The 18,818-nt window shown below is 55.1% G+C and carries 20 protein-coding genes; 16 read left to right on the forward strand and 4 right to left on the reverse strand.

The genetic code is table 11. The features are described 5' to 3' along the window. From ACLCGK_RS01910 to ACLCGK_RS01935, 6 genes are all read left to right on the forward strand, one after another. Positions 1 to 708 (forward strand): hypothetical protein, encoded by a 708-nt coding sequence (locus tag ACLCGK_RS01910; protein ID WP_410951073.1) that lies wholly within the window; start codon positions 1 to 3, stop codon positions 706 to 708. 110 nt (positions 709 to 818) lie between these two features. Next, on the forward strand, positions 819 to 1,478 hold the full coding sequence (locus tag ACLCGK_RS01915) for a hypothetical protein (protein WP_410951074.1): 660 nt from the start codon (positions 819 to 821) through the stop codon (positions 1,476 to 1,478). A gap of 87 nt (positions 1,479 to 1,565) precedes the next feature. Then, entirely contained in the window at positions 1,566 to 2,936 is a 1,371-nt protein-coding gene (locus ACLCGK_RS01920; RefSeq protein WP_410951075.1) for a hypothetical protein, read from the forward strand. A 139-nt stretch (positions 2,937 to 3,075) separates the two neighbouring features. Then, positions 3,076 to 4,446, forward strand: coding sequence for a hypothetical protein (locus tag ACLCGK_RS01925; protein ID WP_410951076.1), 1,371 nt, complete (start codon positions 3,076 to 3,078; stop codon positions 4,444 to 4,446). A gap of 209 nt (positions 4,447 to 4,655) precedes the next feature. Beyond that, on the forward strand, positions 4,656 to 5,729 hold the full coding sequence (locus tag ACLCGK_RS01930) for a hypothetical protein (RefSeq protein WP_410951077.1): 1,074 nt from the start codon (positions 4,656 to 4,658) through the stop codon (positions 5,727 to 5,729). Between the two features lie 3 nt (positions 5,730 to 5,732). Then, complete coding sequence (locus tag ACLCGK_RS01935) at positions 5,733 to 6,437, forward strand: hypothetical protein (protein WP_410951078.1); 705 nt, start codon at positions 5,733 to 5,735, stop codon at positions 6,435 to 6,437. 12 nt (positions 6,438 to 6,449) lie between these two features. Here ACLCGK_RS01935 and ACLCGK_RS01940 read toward each other — a convergent pair whose 3' ends face one another. Next, the gene (locus ACLCGK_RS01940) at positions 6,450 to 6,749 is read right to left on the reverse strand and encodes a hypothetical protein (RefSeq protein ID WP_410951079.1); all 300 of its coding nucleotides are present in this window, start codon (positions 6,747 to 6,749) and stop codon (positions 6,450 to 6,452) included. Between the two features lie 50 nt (positions 6,750 to 6,799). Beyond that, positions 6,800 to 7,405 carry a hypothetical protein gene (locus ACLCGK_RS01945; protein WP_410951080.1) on the reverse strand — a complete coding sequence of 202 codons (606 nt, stop codon included), beginning with the start codon at positions 7,403 to 7,405 and terminating at the stop codon, positions 6,800 to 6,802. A gap of 446 nt (positions 7,406 to 7,851) precedes the next feature. Between ACLCGK_RS01945 and ACLCGK_RS01950 the strand changes: the two genes are divergently transcribed. From ACLCGK_RS01950 to ACLCGK_RS01975, 6 genes are all read left to right on the forward strand, one after another. Next, positions 7,852 to 9,099, forward strand: a complete 1,248-nt coding sequence (locus tag ACLCGK_RS01950; RefSeq protein WP_410951081.1) for a hypothetical protein — start codon at positions 7,852 to 7,854, stop codon at positions 9,097 to 9,099. 2 nt (positions 9,100 to 9,101) lie between these two features. Continuing rightward, positions 9,102 to 10,352, forward strand: coding sequence for a hypothetical protein (locus ACLCGK_RS01955; RefSeq protein WP_410951082.1), 1,251 nt, complete (start codon positions 9,102 to 9,104; stop codon positions 10,350 to 10,352). 128 nt (positions 10,353 to 10,480) lie between these two features. Further along, positions 10,481 to 11,026, forward strand: a complete 546-nt coding sequence (locus ACLCGK_RS01960; RefSeq protein ID WP_315695737.1) for a hypothetical protein — start codon at positions 10,481 to 10,483, stop codon at positions 11,024 to 11,026. Positions 11,027 to 11,155: 129 nt separating this feature from the next. After that, entirely contained in the window at positions 11,156 to 11,416 is a 261-nt protein-coding gene (locus tag ACLCGK_RS01965) for a hypothetical protein (protein WP_156675958.1), read from the forward strand. A gap of 43 nt (positions 11,417 to 11,459) precedes the next feature. Then, a complete protein-coding gene (locus ACLCGK_RS01970) occupies positions 11,460 to 11,924 on the forward strand; it encodes a hypothetical protein (RefSeq protein WP_315695735.1) in 465 nt (154 codons plus the stop codon). Between the two features lie 125 nt (positions 11,925 to 12,049). Next, the gene (locus tag ACLCGK_RS01975; protein WP_410951083.1) at positions 12,050 to 12,634 is read left to right on the forward strand and encodes a hypothetical protein; all 585 of its coding nucleotides are present in this window, start codon (positions 12,050 to 12,052) and stop codon (positions 12,632 to 12,634) included. 142 nt (positions 12,635 to 12,776) lie between these two features. Here the strand turns inward: ACLCGK_RS01975 and ACLCGK_RS01980 are convergent, their stop codons facing one another. Then, entirely contained in the window at positions 12,777 to 13,349 is a 573-nt protein-coding gene (locus ACLCGK_RS01980) for a hypothetical protein (RefSeq protein WP_410951084.1), read from the reverse strand. A gap of 235 nt (positions 13,350 to 13,584) precedes the next feature. Between ACLCGK_RS01980 and ACLCGK_RS01985 the strand changes: the two genes are divergently transcribed. The 4 genes from ACLCGK_RS01985 (at position 13,585) to ACLCGK_RS02000 (ending at position 15,047) form a co-directional block, all read left to right on the forward strand. Next, positions 13,585 to 13,848: a hypothetical protein gene (locus tag ACLCGK_RS01985; protein WP_410951085.1), complete on the forward strand. Its 264-nt coding sequence runs from the start codon at positions 13,585 to 13,587 to the stop codon at positions 13,846 to 13,848. A gap of 71 nt (positions 13,849 to 13,919) precedes the next feature. Continuing rightward, the gene (locus ACLCGK_RS01990; RefSeq protein WP_410951086.1) at positions 13,920 to 14,264 is read left to right on the forward strand and encodes a hypothetical protein; all 345 of its coding nucleotides are present in this window, start codon (positions 13,920 to 13,922) and stop codon (positions 14,262 to 14,264) included. Positions 14,265 to 14,340: 76 nt separating this feature from the next. Beyond that, complete coding sequence (locus tag ACLCGK_RS01995; RefSeq protein ID WP_410951087.1) at positions 14,341 to 14,616, forward strand: hypothetical protein; 276 nt, start codon at positions 14,341 to 14,343, stop codon at positions 14,614 to 14,616. Between the two features lie 41 nt (positions 14,617 to 14,657). Then, a complete protein-coding gene (locus ACLCGK_RS02000; protein WP_410951088.1) occupies positions 14,658 to 15,047 on the forward strand; it encodes a hypothetical protein in 390 nt (129 codons plus the stop codon). 112 nt (positions 15,048 to 15,159) lie between these two features. On the opposite strand, the gene ACLCGK_RS02005 is transcribed toward ACLCGK_RS02000, so the two are convergent. Then, entirely contained in the window at positions 15,160 to 18,801 is a 3,642-nt protein-coding gene (locus tag ACLCGK_RS02005; protein ID WP_410951089.1) for a hypothetical protein, read from the reverse strand. Positions 18,802 to 18,818: the final 17 nt, after the last annotated feature.

The following is an 18,818-nucleotide window of genomic DNA, read 5'->3' on the forward strand; positions in this document are numbered from 1 at the left end:
ATGGAACCTGAAATCTCTTCATTTCTGCATACCGTTTTGATCGGCTGCCTGTGCGTGGGATTCATTTCTGCGGTTATACCCCCTGCCTCAGAGGCCGCTGGAAGGCTCGCACTGACTGTGGTTATGGCCATTCTTGCTGGTATCGGCTATTCCATTTACCTATTCGGAGCCATGGCGGTCTTGAAAGTGGTCGGCTACTTTGCAGGCTTGATCATATCCATGTTGGCCATCGGTCTTTTGGTGTCCGTGGTGCGCAGCCGCCGAGCCGAACGCACCTTCAAGTTCCGCCAGGCCAGGGTTGTAGAGCGCTTTCCATCTGCCACGAAGCTGGAAATTCATCGAATGTGCGTTTCACTGGATCGTGGCAAAACACTGGATGACTTCAAGTGGGATGGTGAGCGAGTCATTCTGGGTGAGGGTGAGAACGCCAGAATCGCGGGGTCTCGCGGATGGGTTTCCATCAATGCCCCTACCCCGGACTATGTCTATCTGGCCCAGCAAAAAGAACTCGACTTCAGGCTGCAGAGCCTCGGGGTAAAGCTGTCTAAAGCCGATCACCATGCCCTGTGTGCCTTGCTCTACTTCAACTGGGAGGTTCTGGAGATGACGGTAGACGGTGAACGCCACGCGCTGCTGGCTATGCTGGGGCGCCGGGCGGATACCCGTTACGAGCGCTACTCGCTTCGCATGGCTGAAAGCACTGCCTAAGGGATAACCCAGCTTCAACGACGCTGAATACAAACATGCGAAAGTGGCTGTGTAACTAGGTGCACACAGCCATCATACCGCTTACTGAGTTTTGATCTTGAGGTGACATCATGGGATTTGAAGTGGACTGGCACGTTTATTTAGCGCTTGCAGCCATTGCAATGATCGCCTGCTTTCATCCTGCTGGGATATGGTTGATCACGTTGATCGGCATCGTCGGCACGTTCGCATTGGCACTGCGCGATATTGGAATCATTGGGGTTCTTCTGGTGCTGGTAGGCTGTGCGAGTTTTTTAATCATTATGATCCCCGTGACCAAATTCTTTGTGAAGCGTGCGGCGCGTAACCTTGAGATTCGAAAAGTCTTGGCAGCCAAGCGGTTTCTGCTCGCATCGGATAATGAAATCCACTGTATGGCGAAAAAACTCGGGCGCGGACATCGGCTGACTGACTTCATATGGGATGGTCAGCGGGTAATTCTATTGACGGGCATTGATGCCCAAGTTGTGGCTGGTCATGGTTGGCGCTCGCTGAAACGACGGAAACCTTTGCGCCTCTATACCGCTCAAGAAAAAATCCTTCAATTCAGGCTCGCCCTGGCTGGTGCCACACTTAGCCGAGAATCCCATCATGCCTTATGTGTTCTGCTCTACTTTAATTGGAAAATTGTTGATTTGACTGTCTATCCCGATAACAATACAATGGCAGCCGCCTTGCGGCGAAGAGGCGAATCGCGCATTGAGCATTACCCTCTTCAACCGCTCCGGTAAACATGTGCGCCCTGACCGCGAGTCAACCTTGAGCAGCTAGCTTCCAGTACCCTATAGTGGAGGTATATCAGCTCAAGGAAAGTACCCATGACAGCCCCTCGGCCCCTGACGCAACAAGCGATTCGTCAATTCAACTCGATGGTCAATCGAATCCTCATGCATCAGGATCGCTACCGGGTGGCCCAGAACGAAATCCCCGCCATCACCATCTTGCTTGAGCAACGGGGATTGAGCAAAGAATGCGCCGAGTGGTTCACAGCGCTCAAGGCGGGCGGCAACACGCTGGCCCAGGCGTGCGAGCAAATCGGAATAACGCCCGATGATATCGCCTTGAGCAAAACCCTGTGCATGGCCTTCCTGGATGAGCATCTGCGCGAACAGCTGATCGTCACACTGGCTGACGAAGTTGATTTCATTCATGAATTCGGCCTGGTCAAAGCTTATGAAAGCCTTTCCAACTCTGTGGCCTACCAACTATCAACCAGAAATCTTGAAAATGATTTCCCTAGATGGAATCTGAAAAATAAAAGCACCTTTATTGAACCCATACCATGCACAGCCTTTGTCCCCTTGGAGTTCTCACTTGAGGGGAGTGCTGACCAAACTGCCTTGCGGGCAACCCTTCAACCCAACCATTTGACAAGGGAAGTCGCAACAATCTTCCGAAATCGCGAGTATGGTCAAACTGATGTCAACACCTGTCTGCACCAACTCAAATTTCTGGAGGCAGCTTGCCATGTTCACAAAGCGCTGATTCAGAAAACTGCTTCGGCGGCTCTCGCGCCACTTCCCTTGCAGGGTAATGAGCCACTTCGACGACATGTCATGGGCGACACACCGCCTTCGCTTGCCGAGCTCAGCGAAAAAACACTTGATATGATGCGCGGCATGGGCAGCCTGAGCTCTGCGAACGAAATCAAGCAGGCTTTCAACAACTTAGTCTATGGCGCACTGTCGAATCCCGAGTATTTCCAACAATGCCTACCCTTTGATTTGCACGACGCTATCCGAGGTGAGGTTGCATATGATGAAAGGGATATGCAGGATGAAATTGAGAATGGGAATGAGAAGCTGGGTGGTTACATCCACGGATTCCAGCTTATGCGCGAGCATGGCGTGCCGCTCGATTTGATATTACTGCGAGCTGCTTGCACCCAGAGCGCAGGTAAAGCCCGCGAAGCCCTTCGGGAAAGCCCTGATAGCGCAATCAGGTATATGCTCAAGCAGTGTGATGAGTTGGTGCTGACCAGCCCCATGCGCGATGTCGCCTCTGTGACCGCCCAATATCTGCTGGCGGGCATCCTGAGTCATGATACGAAGTCCATTCTTCAGGCAATCGGAACCCATGAACAACAAGCCCGGATGCTCTATGACGTGACAGGTGATAGGCGCCTTCTCAACAGTGTTCACTCTGAAAAGCTGAAAGAAGAAATCCTTGCCATAGATATGGGGTTGTAAGCGCCTGATGGGCGCAAAGGAATGTCCAAAAGGGCCCACCCGCTGATTTCAATTACCGCCCAATATCCAGGCTCTGATGAGCTTGGTTGTGGGTGGTCTCAGCCCGTATCATGGAACCATAAGCACCCAGGAATCCCCCATGCGCGAACCCAGCTCTCTGCCCCAACAAGCCGTCGACCAGTTCCACTCAATGGTCAACCGTACCCTCAGCCACCGTGAGCGCTATGACATTCATCCATCTGAAATCGAATCAATCACGATTCGGTTGGAGCAACTCGCGCTGAGCAATGAGTGTGCGCAGTGGTTCCTGGCAGCTAAGGCCAATGGTCATACCCTGGAGCACCTGTGTAACGTTTTGGGTATCGCCCCTAATGACAAGGCACTGGGTTTCACACTGTGCATGGCATTTCTTGATGAACACCTGCGCGAACCGATGATCAGCGCTTTCGCGGCGGAAGGAGAGTTTCTGCACAAGCATGATGTGCTGGGTCAATTTGAAAGTGAGCATCGCAAAGTTGCGTGGCAGTTGAATCAAGGTAACCTTGAAACCGACCTGCACTATTGGCGCATCCGCGAGTCAAAGACCAAACCCAGGGCTGCCATGCCCTGCAAAGCCTACATACCGATGGCCTTCACCTGTGAAGGCGATCACGCAGAGACCGCTCTGCGGGGGCTGCTCCTTCCCCAAGAGATCCTGCTCTCCGTGAATGCCCTGTTTAGCCAGCTCGAAAAAGAAAAGATCGACTCGCAGCAATGCGTTGCTCAGCTGCGCTATTTCGTACAAGCATTTCCTTTTCAGGCGCACATCACCCACTGGATCGCCAAGGAACAACTCCCCAAGTATCCATTGGCTGACAATGACCCACTTCGAATCATGGTCATGGGTAAGGAAAAGCCAGGACTTACTGAACTGAGTAACCGGGTCGAGGCACAGTTGCGCAAGGCTGGAGAGGCCACGCGACCAGGGGCTGCATTCGATGCAATCAAGCATGTACTACATGTGAGCGCTAGCAATGACTTCTACCTGAACAACTGCCTGGCTGCCGACCTGATCGAAATTATCCGGAGGCACCTGGGTGAAGACGAAGTAGATCCAAACCCAGCGGTTGTTGGTGGCCAGTCGAAGGTGCTGGAGTTCGCCCAGGGCTACAAGCTGCTGCGCAATTTCGGGGTAGGCCTGGATCTGGTACTGCTGCGTGGGGTGTGCGGCCTTATGCCAGGTCACGCCTACGATCTTCTGCGCAAAGGCCCGCAGGCTGTTATCAAGCGCCTTCTGCACCACTACACAGAACTGGATGACACGATTACCAAGAACTTCGCCACGCTCACCGCCATGCATCTGCTGGGCGGGGTGCTGAGTCATGACCGAGGCACGCTCATTCAGGCACTCGACAAGGACGAGAAGCTGGCGCGATTGCTCTATGAGGCTTCAGGCGAGACACGCTTCCTGGACATCATTGAAAACGAAGAAATGCGGCAGGACATTCTTGCCCAGGATCTGGGGCTCTGAACATGATGGGTATCATAAGGCCTTTGCCTATAGCCACGGTCTACGATGCGTCGATCGAGGCGCTCTGCCTGGATTCGCCCGACCAATGTGTCGAGCTGATCATCACCGCGCTTGTGCACAACGGCTTGACGCTGCTGCAGATGAGCCAGCAGCTGGAAGAGCGATTTCCGTCGCTGCTGGGCATGACCGACAATGCCAGGCGCTGTGAAATGCTCAACATCCTGGTGGCAGCCGCCCACTATCCAGGCGACCACACCCTGGACATCATCGAGGCGGCGTACAGGGGGCTGAGCACAGCGGATAATGTGCGGCAGGAATTGAGAAGCCGCATGGACGGTTTCATGCCTCGGATCGATCAGCTGACGGCTGGCTGGGGGTCACTGGAAGACGCCTGCCTGGGCTTTCGGCGGCTCAGTATCATGGATGTCCCGACCCAGCCCGAGTGGGTCAAGAAGTATGAATCCACCCTGGGGAACATCGAGCGTGATCTAGGTTTGTGTATCGATCACGATGACACCGAGCGCTTCATCCTCCTGATGAACAACTGTGGCAAGCGCAAGCCCCACCGCAGCGCCCTTGTGAGGCTGTTCTACACCTGTGACGACACCCTGGCCCCCAACACCCGGAAACTCTATCTGGGGCAGTCGGAACCGCAGGCTGAAGAGGTGTTCGCCCGCATCCTTGCGCCCATCAACAGCCTCAACCATGCAGGCACCTACCAGCAGTTCCAGCCACCAAGCAGCGTTCCCGCTGATTTTGTGGAGCGACATGCCGACTTGCTCTGGTACACCATTGCCCAGGCGATGGGTGACAGCAAGCCTATTCAGCGAGCTGAGGCTCGCAACGCCCCTGCGCCTGCCTGTACGGCGTCGATCGAACAAGCAAGCCTGGCCCTCACCTTTTTACTCAAACAGGGCCCAAGTCCCTTTGCAGGCCTCTGGGCAGCCCAGGTCGAGGGCTACAACCTTGGCAGCATCGAAAACCTCAAGGCTAGCGTTGACTTCGCCTCAGGGATCAAGCACGTATTTACCAGCCTTGCCCGTAAGGTTCACTACATGGCAGAGGACGGCACCCTGTTCCCAGCCCTGGTTGGCGATGCGAAGTCGTTCGCCATGATCAAGGCGATCGGAGAGCACTTTGGGCCCGAATGGCTCGCCCCCCTCATCACTAGAGACAGCCAGCGCGGTCTGCTTTATCGAGTGACCGGAGATAACCGGTTTCTGAATCACCTGGTCAGTGAGGTGGCGCGCAGCAACCTACTGGAATCGGACATGGGCCTTTGATCTATGACTCAGCCGACCGATGAAGTCTATCAACTCGACATCCGTTTCGATGATCCCCGGCGCACCCGCCTCCTGGGCTTCGTTGCCCAACCCCATGAGTGCCGAGCGCGCTTTGAATTGTTGATCCACTACGTCGCGTTTACCTACGCGCGCAACCCTGAAGCCCCTCAGACTGCCGAACTCAAGCAATACATGGATAACTTCAAGGGTCTATTGGACAATTGCCCCATCCTTCAGCCGGCACTCTACCATCAAGCCTTGGTTAATTACCTGAGGTCTGAGTCAGGGGCGCTGTCCACCAGGCGGCGCGCATTTTCCGAGCACGAGGCAGATGCCATCGTGAAGACCGCCTTCCCTGCCATCATGTCACTGGCGAATGTGGTAGGTGTAAGCATCGATGCAGCGGTGCACGAATCCATGCTAACGCCCTATGCGGCCCGATACGAACCGAGAACACCCCTGTCGCATGCTCAGTCCCTGCAGGCCCTGATCAATCTCATGCCGGTACCCTGCCAGAAACACCTGGTTCTACGACTGTTCACCCAGGGGCTGCTCATGGAGGACGATCCCAAGTCTTTCCTTGGGTATGAACTGGATGATGCCACCCTGCATAAACTCTACAGGGTGTTCGGAGACCAGGCGCTTCTGAATCAGATCCGAGAGGAACGCATACTTGAAGACAGCTTGGCGCTTGACTTGGGGCTCTAGAGTCGGATGTGTCTACACCAAGCTTTCGCCAGACTGCCCCAGCGCAACTTGAGCCCTGAGGCTCTCCAGCTCGGAAATAAGCTCCAGGATCACATCCGGGTTTGTCCCGGCGATGTAGCGAGCCACCGTCTCAGAAACACCATCGGTGCGCTGACCCAGCTGGGCAACGATCATCGAATTGTTCAGCTTTGGGTTGTTGACACGAACAATATGCGTGTAAACATCACTGTTCTCCTGGTAATGCCACGGGTCGCCTGGATGGGCGGCCTTGGCTGCCGCTGCCGACTGTTTCAGTTGACTGTAATCTTTCACGAATGCCTCCTAAGTGCATAGATTGGGATTGTCTGGCCATTGAGCTGGCCTCAGTTGGCCGAGGATTCTTGCTGGTCAGCCTCGTCCAGTTCGCTTAGCAATTCACGCTGACGACGCGCCAACTCCTCAGCCTGGGTTTGCATCACCTGAAGCATCGCACGAATCTCTTGCCGACTGCGCATGGGTGCATCGTAGCCTTTCGCGGCCAATTCGTTGCGCACCCTGATGTATGCGGTGGGCAGCTGGTTTTCACGAATAGCACGCTCGCGAGCCCCTTGCTCGGACTCGGCATTCTTGCTCGGGCGACCGGAGGCACAGGAGTGGGCTGAAATAGCTCCCGCCCGATCAGCATGTGCGCAGACACGCTCCATAGTCAGATGCGTATCAGTAGCTATCGGCAGCGTACCAAATGATGCCTGAGCCATGTACCGTTCATGAGTCAATCCGCCGCCTTCGGTGAGACAGGTCTTGTGATCAATGTGGATCAGGTAGGCCTGCAGATCGACAGCGCAGGAGTATTGGCACTCACCATCCACGGCGATGAGCCGAACAAGTCCTTTCGCGTCGCGAATCTCGCTCAGGGTAGCTACGCTGACCGTTTCGGCCTGTGCAGTGGTCAGCATCACTGCGGCGCTGGGTGGCAAAACCAGCTTCATACATTTCATGCTCATCTTCCGCAGATTTTTCGAGTTGGGTGATTTAAGCAAAATTTCACAAGAATGTCGGCATTTTTCTCATCAGCCTGCCTAGCGACGGGATGTTGAAGTGTTGCAAGCTATCCGAGGAACAAAGGGTCGCCTGCACTTTCTGTTCAACGCTTCAGCCAGAAATGGCAGAGTTCCTCTTGGGGTGGGAGTCCCTTACGTGTCAGACTACCCGTATAGCCTATATTGATGGAAGACGCCATGTTTCGACGCTCGACAACCCGCCTTTCTTACTGTCTTGGAATGCTGATGGTCACGATGCTTGTGAGTGGATGCTCAACTCGCTACGCCCGAGACTGCAACCTCGCTGAACAAATGGGGGCGGTGTTTGTACAGAGCCTGCAATTTACCAGCCCCACTATGGATCGCATGGCCGATGATGCTGCGGGGTGCAACCTGTGAATGCGATTATGCTGGATCAGCAAGGGCAAGCTCAGCCAACATTCCTCCCATTTTGGGAGTATTTTGACCTGGGTGTTGATGATGGTCGCTATGACGGGGTGTTCGATGTTGAGGACGACATGCCAACGCGCTACGAAGCCGCTCAGCGTCATACCCTTGCCGCCATTCGCAGGTATGAAGCCGGCAATTTTTCCCGCACACAAATTGAGGATGAAGTGCGGGAATGCCTCAAGGGCTCAAGATTTGACGGTTACATAGCAAAGCACTGGATCGACTATAACCTGGCGCTGGCCCTCTCCACCCCCTGCCATGACTTGAATGCGCTAGTGGCCTATGCCTCGACCATCAGTGATCGCAATCACGTGATCGTCAATGGATTACGCACCATCAGCAAGCACAATCCGGTGCCCTATCCGGAGCTTTTCTGCTGTCTGGAGCCGGCGTTGTGGAGCCGTTTCCGCCAAATGACTGACTATACAGCCTTGGAATTTTTCAAAGTCTGCTTTGACCGAGATGATGTTTCAATGGTCAAGATGCTCGTGGAAAGTGAAGGGCTCGACAAATTCCAGATCGACAAGCTTTTCTCAGCGATGCCCTATGTCGCCGACTCCAATCTGCGTAACTGGCACAACAAGCCCAGAGCTATCACTGCCCACGAGTTCTACCTGCGTTTTCAAGCGCAGATGCTGCGTTTTGTCGGCACTGACATGACAGATGACAACGGCTTGCAGGAATGGAAGAATGCATGCGACGAGCGTCTCGACGAGCTTCCCGGCTATGAAGCGTTTGTGGAGGCCCTTGCGCCAGATATGGCGAAGGCGTTGTTCAGGGCACTCATAACCATCGATGCCGCTCTGCCTGCCAACATGCACCGTGTGCACGACCGGCTGATGGATGAGGTGTCCAAACATGTCGATCTTCGAGATCACCTCCTTCACTGGTTTGGTATGAACCCTGGCTGGATTTTGACCGCAAAACAACAGCCTGATTACGACACCTTCTTCCTGAAAACGCTGCTTTCCTCCCACAGCGTGTTGGATGACTCCTCATCCCGCCATGCAGGGGCCCGCAAAGCGGCCAAAACAGCACTCAGGCACATTGGGCATGGTAAGGTGGCCAAGCTGCTTCGCAATCGGCCAGAACTGCTGATGGCCGCCTACAAGGTGACAGGCCACAAGCCCCTCATCGATCTGATGCGAGAATCAGATCAAGCCACTGCACTCGGCATCGACCTGGGACTCTAAAAATGGCGAACACACTGACAGGCTGGCGCTTCACGCCCGACATCTACCCCCGCCAAGCGCTACAGGCGGGCCACGAGCTTCCCGATTACCTGCAGGCGGCGGCAGAAACAGGTGAGCTGCAGCAGTACTGCCAAAACGCGCTGCGCCGCTACATGCTGCACGGCCCCACTAACACAATGAAATCCGATGGCGCTGCGATCAACCAGGTAGCCCCACTGAGCAACCTGGCGCCCTACACCTTTCAGGTGGCGTTGGCCCTGTCCATCCCGGCACCTGATTTCGAGCAGCTTTTTGCATTCGCTGAAATCATGTTGGAGGATCCCGATATCCTGGATTCCTGGTTTAGGAACATCCCAGGATGCATACAGTTCGATGCCTACAACCTGTACCGCTTGCCGACCATAGACCTGGATTACTTGAAGCGCAATTTCGGATTGCGTCAAGAAAAAGTGCTTGCGCACATTGTCCAGATCGATGACGTTATCATGGCGAAGAAAATTCACGATGAGTTCAATGATCCGTTCAATAGCACCAACCCTGTGTATGGGCGGACTAAGATTCTCAAGGCTTTGGCTGAAATACCATTTGCACACAGCAAAATCAGACAATGGATTACGCCCAACAAGCCAATCTCGCTGCATGAAATTCACATGCGAGTTAAGGTTCAAATGCGAACCTTGGAGATTGAGACGACGACCATCTCGAATTGTGACAAACGGCCACTCGATCATGAAGTCTACAAGCTACCCCGCTATCAGGAGTATCTACAGCGTCAAACCAGTGAATTTGGAGTTTCGTTTTGGGTCGGACTTGGCTATGTCAAGATGCAGACACCACAAGCGGATATACTCCCACTGGTGAGTCGCTTACTTGGGGATTTACTGGATACCCTGGGTGCGGGTCGACACCGCTTCTTCTTGGAGCGTCACAACATCCGGGTCTCCCCTTGGATTTCAGACCTGGAAGATGAGCCTGACACGCTACTGGCGCATTATTTCGAGCAGGCTTTTCATCTATACCGGAACAGCAAAGACACGAGCAAAACGTCCGAAACCGCCACGGTACCCAACTATCTGTGTCGTACTTGGGCGTCAGCATTCATCTTGCGCGAACCTAGGGATGTAATCATGAATAACTGTCGAAGTGATCATGACCTTGAGGTGGCCTATAAAGTCACGGGTAGCAAAGCGTTCCTAGAAGCCATGTCAGATCGCGGCGCAGAAAGATTGCTCTCGGATGACCTCGGCCTCTAAGTTGTTAATTGTTGTCTTTGCATTTCCTCAATGAAATAATCAAGGGGTATTCAACTATACCCTGATTATATAGAACCTGCCTACCCTTGGTTTGTTGGGCTTGGCAGTTCTGGATGAGGTTGGCCGGGATGAACAGTCTACTGAAAAGATCGCTTACCGCCTACGACGAAAACTTCATGAACGTCACGGATGATTTTGTCGTCGATTGCAGCAACAACCTTCGTGTCGATGATTACCTGGGCAACCGCGCCCACCTGGCGGCAATGGCGTTTGCTGAAGTCAGTGGCTTGAGCCTGGGGGCTTTTGTCGATCGCAGGCCTGCTGATCCGAAAGCGACGGGCCTTCTCAGTACCCGCGTTGAACATGCCTTCTGCCGACTCCCCCACACGGCGAACTACTGCCTGGATGCACGAGGGCCACGCTCCGAGCGCGATCTTTTTGATGAATACTGCGCCAACACTGCTCAGGTGCAAGAGCTGAGTGATCATGAAGCGCTGGCGCTCATCAAGCTACAAATGCGCGAGGGCGTACTGGCCCACTACCTCAAGGGTGAGCGCCAACACCTGGAGCACCATTTCCTGCAAATGAAGGCAATCGGGTTACTGCAAATCAACGCCTTGGTGGTGTCCCCAGGCATGCTGTACGAAGATGAGCTTTCGCCACCAGGGCTGTAAGAGGCTGGCCGCCGAAAGTCCTAATGGCGCCCACCTCCATCTGCTATGATCGGTTGATCGAGCGAGCGCGAATGCTGAACTGAAAGCTCCGCTAAACTCACTTCAGTCGCCCATCGGAGAGCACTGCACATGCCCCTCACTCCTCAAGCACTGTTTGACTATGCCAATGCCTATGCCCGCCAAGCTGAAGCGGATGATAAGGGCACCCAATACCCGACGCTGCGGCAAGTAGCCCGGCATTTCCGGGTCACCCATGAGCAGATCGAGGATGCCTGCAATGACTGGGACTCCAAAGAAGGCTACCTGGGCATTGCTGTGGGCTTCAGGACAGCATCAGGCTGGGCTGAATACGCCACCAGGGGCGAACAGCTGGTCGAAGCCTATCGCTAGTAGGCAGTCAGCGGCTCATCTGTTCGTATCGGGGAGTGGAGCCATGCAGATCGACATCCTGATTCCAGAACCCGGCCCTTTGCAGTACCTGGCCGAGCATGATGCCCTGCAGTTGCTGAGCCAGACAGCTATCGTGCATATCCCCGACCTGGTGGCCATGAGCCTGATCCGCAAGGGGATGCCTGGGGCCAACAACATGCATCAGTGGCTGCTGAGTGGGCGCCAAGTCGGCACCGTCTACTGCGATGATACACCGGTCGGCGAAGCTCTCAGGTTGGCCGGGGTGAGCATCCCTGATTACGACCTGATGGGTGAGTCCGAGCGTGCGTGCCGGCAGTGGCTGCTTGAACAGCTTGAAGCGGCGCATGACCTTGTCATGATCCTGTACGAAGACCCTGAGCTGGCAGCCATCGCCAGAAATCATGATGCCGAGCTGGCTGAAAAAATGATCACTGCCGAGCATTTCCTGGCCGTGTGCGCGAAAATCGGGGTTACTTCCCATCCTTGAAATAGGGCCTCCCCCCTTGTGAAACCACGCAATTATCGGATGCTCGATGAGGCGCCGCAATCATTGACAATTTGTCAATAAACGCATAACTTGAGTCAACACTGGATGACTTGATGGGTGCAGGTATGCGTGACCTTCGTAGAAGAACCCCGATTGCCAATGCGCTTCTTCAGCAATTTTTGGGCGCCGCTGCGATCAGTGTGTTCGCCCTGGTGTCGAGTTCAGCAATCGCAGAAGGGGCTCGGCCTGCTGAAGGCAAGCCCTGCTATCCCACTGAAAAAACCCTTTACGAGAAAGACGGCAGCACGCCCCTTCAATGTGTGTCCGCTGGCGGCCCAGCGTATGCATTCAAGGTGTATTTGGGAGAGCAGTTAGTGTGGGAGGGCATTCTGCCCTCCACCAAACCCACCGTGTCTTTCGAATTGCCAGCATCTCTGGGTGGTGGTGGCAAGGCTGCACCACTGCTGACCATTGGGCGCGACCTCGAAATCGACCCAATGGGGGCTGCCGTGTTCATGCGCGAGGATCGCATCCATGCCATCAACACCTACAAAGGTGATCAAGGTACCGTTATCCATGTGCCAGTGATGCGCAGCAGTGGCGCTACCGTACGCGTGAACGACGAGATTGTGGTGACCCCAGTGTTCGTGAATTCTGTTATGAGCGACGATTTCGCTGTCTATCGGTTTGAGGTCGGGCCTGCGAGCTGAATTCCCCGCCCTCAAGGTGATGATAAGCCGCTCTAGAGCGGCTTTTGCGCGGCGGGTGCTGAGTGGGGTCACAAGTTGCCAGGTAGCTCTGTACAGCAGCCAGCTTCGCTGAACACACCGACTTCTCTGGATAGCGGCGCCCTTACAGGGCCAGATCCACAGCCTGGTGACGCGACTCCCATTTTAAATGGGCGCCAAAAGGCTCATACACATACTCTTCTCCGCCAGTCACCGCACCTCGTCTAACACGATTGATGTAGCCCTTGTTATGCAGATTCTTGAGGTTTGTGCTGGCCGCCTGGACGCTGCATTGCAGCGCGTTCGCCAGTTCCACTGAGGTCAGTGACTTTCTTGCCAGCACCAGCTCAACAGCCTTGGCAAGCGGCGGGCTAAGCGCCGGGCCCAGGCATTCGAACGATCGCCCCTTCATGACCGTTATCGGGCGCTCCAGCTGCAGGCAGGGGTGCAGCAAATTATCCCGGTGGTCGGGGTTGTCGAGCCCTGTCACCACCACGGCAGTTCCTGGGATGAAGACCATCACTGTTCTGACCACCGCCTCGCGCATGAAGGTCGCATCGACCATGCTGGCGCGCTCAAAGCTCAAAGCCACCGCTGGGGCATTGCAGAGCTCGCGGATTTTCATGCCCACCAGGCGACCGAGGGTGCTTCCCACGAGGTTGTTCGACTGGGCCAGATCGACCATGCAGATTTTCATTTGGAGTCCTTACTGAGAGAAGCCAGCTTTGACCAAGGGTTATAATGACTCATTGGAGCCTATCAGTGGGGCACCAATCAAGCAATTTACAGATAAAGCACTGTCTTAGATCCAGGTCAAACACCTGGTATAAACAGGCAGGGAAATGTTGATGTTGGCGGGTCACTGAGTGGAACTCATTGACATTTTGTCAATTAATGCCTAACTTGAAGCCATGAATTGGAAGGATTGAATCATGAGCAATGAAGATTTGCATGATGTGGAGGTCGTCGCTGATCTGCTCAGCCTCGCACGCTCAGAAGCATACAAGGACGTCGAATCCTTTCGCGAAGCGGCTCACGCCCGCTGGGCGGCGATCGGGGCGCAGCGGGTGGAGAACTGTATTCGTCAGCTGGCTGAGAAGCTGTGGGATGCCGACTACTTTAACTTCCGCACGGAGTTCCAGGCGCAAGGCCGTCGCAAACGCGAGGCAGCGTCCAAAGGGCAAGGCTCAGTCTGACCTAGGCGAGACTGATCCACGGCGTTTGCCGCACGTCTGCGGCTTCTCAGCATTATTGGAGGGGGTAACTCATGGGCGTGATCTATCTGCATTGTGGCGTGTTCCAGGACATCCCCAGTGACACCGTTGTTCTGGGGTCATTGACTGCCACCCAGGCAGAGATGTCGGAGATCGGCAAAGGCCTGCGCGCTCCCGAAGGTGGTGAGGATCTGCACGTGTTCAGCAACTCATGCCATGTCGCCCATGGTGTGCGGATCGCCATTCGCCAGGGGCATGTACCCCCTGAAAGCTTTGCCTTCCTGTTCCACGACGGCGAGCGCCAGCACACGGTGACCGTGGGGCGAGACGGTGACATGCAAGACATGTTGCCGGGGCTGTTCGACCAGGCTGAGAAAGACCTTCTTCTACTGCTGTGAATTGACCAGAGAGGCACATATGTCGGCTACACCCTCCCCCGAGATCAGAGCCGATCAGCCTGCCTCGGCATTTTGCATGCAAATGAATCTCCTCACGCAAAAGCCAGGGTTCCCTGATCAGGCGTCCCAAACCGCATTTATCGCGTGTGCCGGCGAACTCCTGGAAAAGGGGGTTAGCGAACCCAACGCGCTGCGCGCCATGGAAATGATCCATACCGCCTACACCGAGTACCACGGCTCCTTTGAAGCCTCTTGGGATGCCGACTATTTCCTGCGTGAGCAGGGCGTTGCGCAGGACTGGATTGTCTCATTCCTGGGTAAGCTGCGAACGCTGCTGGTGTGGGCGTCCTAGAGCTTCGACCCTATGCAAGAGTATGCCTTGAGGAGGATTTGATGAGGGTAGATACCGCTCGCATTGAGCGCTACGCTGGGAGAATCAATGTCGATATCGTCTCAGGCTGGGAAGCGGGCCTCAAGGGCAGGGAACGGCTGGCAGGTCGCTTGTGGCCGCGCCAGGCACCAATCCATCTGGTCGGACAGCGCCTGATGGACTGGGAATTGGGGCGAGATGCAGCGGCGCGACTGATTGAGACACGGAGCACGGTCTTTTCTGGTACCGCAAGCTCAGGCCCAGTGACCGTGACCCGTAAGGGGTGGCTGGCACATACTGGCAGGTGGAAGATAGTCAACCAAATGGTCAAAGATAACGGCGTAATCGGCGACGTGCTGGTGTCCTACACGGAAGATGGCGATATTGTTCGCAGCCAGTATTGCGCAACCTGATGCACAGCACAGCGCGTGGCTAGACGGGCAGGTGCAGGCTACCTTCCCAAGCAAGGGTCATTGACACAGCCCTGGCACCAAGACTGGTCAAAGCCCCGTAATGCTAGCTCAGTCAGTCCTTCTTAAGTAATCCGACACCAACCACATAGCAAAAATCAACCAGCTTCCCGTATTGATCCTTTCTCAACGAGATGCGGCTCGCCCTGCCCGCCTCATGCTCACGGCCATACAGGTACACCTCCAGCGAGGATGGCTTCCAAAGCATCCCTGCGGCAGCTCTACGCACCTCCAATTGCTGTGTTTTTACCTCTCCTTTCTTGTCAATTGCCATCCAGGTTCCTTTGGGGTCGCCTCCAGCGTTGTACCCCTGTTGCTTGTCATGCTGGAGGACATAGCCATCATCGGGATCGCGCAGTCGCCGTTGTCTTGGGTGATGACTGGTGAGCCTGTAGACCGGGCTTTCAGCATATTGAAGCGCGCTCGGAAACTGCCAATTTAAAGCCCTGTCAGGTGTCGCGGTACCACAAAGATGCAGGTGCTGCTGAGCGGCTTCCATTGAGGGCATGAAGGCAGTGGCAGCGTTGCCTGGCCGCTCAAGGCACAAGCCAGCGTGAACTCTGGATGCCGGGGTGTGGAACAAATCTTGCCACACGCGCCGAGTAGAGAGGATTGCACTGTGCCCCATGACGGCCTTTTTGAAAGGTGTTCCCTTGGTCATTTGTCCATTCAAAGTCGCAGGCACTTCCACGCCTAGCTCATCCAGGGCATTTCTGGAATGCGGGGATAAGGGAATGCTCATCGAAATCAACGGGGCCTGCTGCTTTCCTGGCAGTGCCTCATCCTCGATGCCGAAGCGTGTCCACAGGTGTTTGATGGCGGCTTTGGGAAGCTCGTCCTCCTCGCCTGTCAGCGCTCTGACGCTTTTGTTCAGCATCCACACATTCGCAACACTGGGTGGAGGCAATTTGCTTCGATGACGCCAGACTCGCCCACAGCTTTGCACCATTGAACGGGTGGAGCTGGGTTCCAGAATCGCCCAGTCATAATCATGGTCGCGGCCAACCTCCAGCAGGTTGGTGGTGCAGATCACAAAGATGACCCTGGAGGCCCCTTTTTTCACCGCTTGAGCGATGGCCGAAACAGTGGTGGGGTGGCGGAGGATTCGCTCATCCCCGCCCACCTGGCCAAGGGATTTTCGGCAGTTGAGTTCAAGCAGAAAAGCCTCGATTTGCTGACGTTCCATGGCCATCATCTGGGAGTGATAGCACACCGGTAGGATCAGGGTGTCTTCATCCTCCCACTGATTGAGGGCCAGGGCCAGATGCTGCGCATTTCGAACATTGTTGAATCTTACGAACCCTGAAGATACGGAAACACCTTGAGCATCGATGTGATGGAGATCGTGAGCGGCCTTAATTTGGGCTATCAGGTCAGTGTGCTGTGCGTAGCTCAGGTATTTGTTTTTGTAGAGCGAAGCCAGGCGCCCTGGCGGATCAAGTGGTACGGCGGCACTGAGATCAACAAGATCAATCTGGTGGCGGGCATTAGTTACAGCCTCTTTCACCACGGCCTCCACAAACCGATCACACTCCTCGCTGAAGGCCTCGGGCGCTACCGCCAATGCTTCACTGCCGGCCACATGTGACACCAGCACAGCCCTGGGTGACAATTCAGCTCCCGGCAGTTGAAACAGCTGCCGATGGTGGCTTATGCCTTCGTGCCAAGCATTGAAAAACGCCTTTTGAATGATTGGCGTGGCTGTGGCCGAAGAAAGTACAAACGAACGCCCGAACACACCACTGACAAAGGCCATGCGCATCAGGGCGCATTGGCTCGACACCGGATAATCATCAATCTCATCTAGGATGATGTCCGTCCCCATCAGGTGTAACAAAAGCTTGAGCTCGGATGAGCGGCCCAAGGAGGCACCAGGCATGATGTGGTCGACAGTCATCACCTGCACAGGGTGAGAAAGCATGGCGCGCTGCTTCTTGGCGTCATAGAGCCTTCCCAAAGGGTGATCGAAAATGGACTGGCCTTCGATAACATAGTCGCCCAGCAACAAATTGGCGTCCTGTTCGAGATCATTCCCAGTGCCCTGATTATCCTGAGCAACCTGGCCTGACCCCCCTTGGGACTCGCCAACCAACAGAGCAAGATGCTCATCGCTCATGCCAATGAATGGCTCAAGGTAGGCACAATGGGTCTGCTTGACCAAGCTACGCAGCCCGATGGCACACGTAAACCGCATGTCCTCTTTCATGGCGTGCATCAGCATGATGTTGCCACGGGTCTTCCCCGCCCCGGTCTTGCCCATAACACTGCCAAAGAACGGCGCGTTCGAGGCCTTGGCCTTCAAACTGTCTCTAACCTTGTCCTGCCATTGATACCTCTCATCCGCCGATCGTTTGTTCAGGCCCGGCAGGATGCTGTTGCGCTCGTCCCTGGACAAACTTGAAAACGACCGTGGCAGACTATTCTGCTGGATGAACATCTGGGCGAAATACTGCTCGGCACGCCGCCCAACCCCTATCAGGTGCTCGGTGAGCGTGTCCGCATACACGGCAGTCTGCAGGACTTTGGTTGTGTTGGCGTAAATCGCTCCTGGTGCTCTCTGCTGGCCCCCTGGGCGCTTTTCGCTGGAAACCATGTAGTCGGCATACACCAAGGCTGTGCGCCCCATATACGCCAGCGCAGTGGCCCAGCTGTTGTTGGTGGCAATGGCGTTTTCTGGCAGGTAATGATCAGCCGCCATCTCCAATTTGCGCAACCGGGAGTATGCCTTGATCATCTCTTTGCACCAGGCTGCATCATCCCAAGGTTGAGCGACAGGCGTTGAAGCCTTGGTCAGTGTGCACAAGGTCAGGTTGCTGTTGAACTCCTTCACGTTGAAATCTGGTGAGTGCTCGCATGGCTCTTCACCAATGCTTGCACCCCTTACAGCCTTCAGGAAGTAGTGGCTGCCTCCGGATGCGCTGTAGGGAATGCCCACCTGGAGTCCATTATCATCAACACCCTCTGGCAAATGATGGTGGGAAAGCACCATCCACAATATGCTGGTATGCAGCAGGGAATCTCTCGCCCAGGCTTCCCTTGAGAATGTCTGTGTACTCAGGTGTCCGGCGATTCTGCTCGACTGACGCGTCAAATCATCCTGGTCATTGGCCTTGAATCGAGATAGGGGCTGCTGAAGATGCTCGGTACACCAATCTCCCAGGCGCCGGGGATTGTCTAGCAGGATCTGCAGGTCGGCTTGCCCCAAGAACTCCAGCAATGGCTCGGCCATCAACACAGATACAACCTCATGGCGAATGGCATCCGCAAGGCCCTTGTCGTACTTGACGCCATAATCCAATTTATCTTGAAACCGAACCGTGCCCTTGCCCAAATCATGTAGAAAACCTGCCAGAGCAGCCATTTTTGACAACAAAGGCATCATGCTTGAGGCATTTCCCTGGGGTTTTGCCGCTTGAGCATGAATGCTGAATGCGTAGCTCCCATCGGCACTGTAGCGGCGCCTGTTCCCAATGTGCACCACCTTCTGCCTGGCTCGACCGCTCACGTCATACACCGCGATGCACGAGTTCTGGTTGGCTTTGCGCTTGAGCGCCAGCACCATGATCCTCAGCGCTTCCTGGCTGAGCGTCCCCTGCCACGTCGTGTCCCCCAGCCGCGACAAGAATGAGGAGGCAATCCGCCGTGTCGTCCTCAAGGACTTACCTTGGCATTGGGATACGAGCAGGTAATTCTTCACGCGGCGATTCCTCTGGG

It is taken from the genome of Pseudomonas sp. S1(2024) (assembly GCF_046557535.1).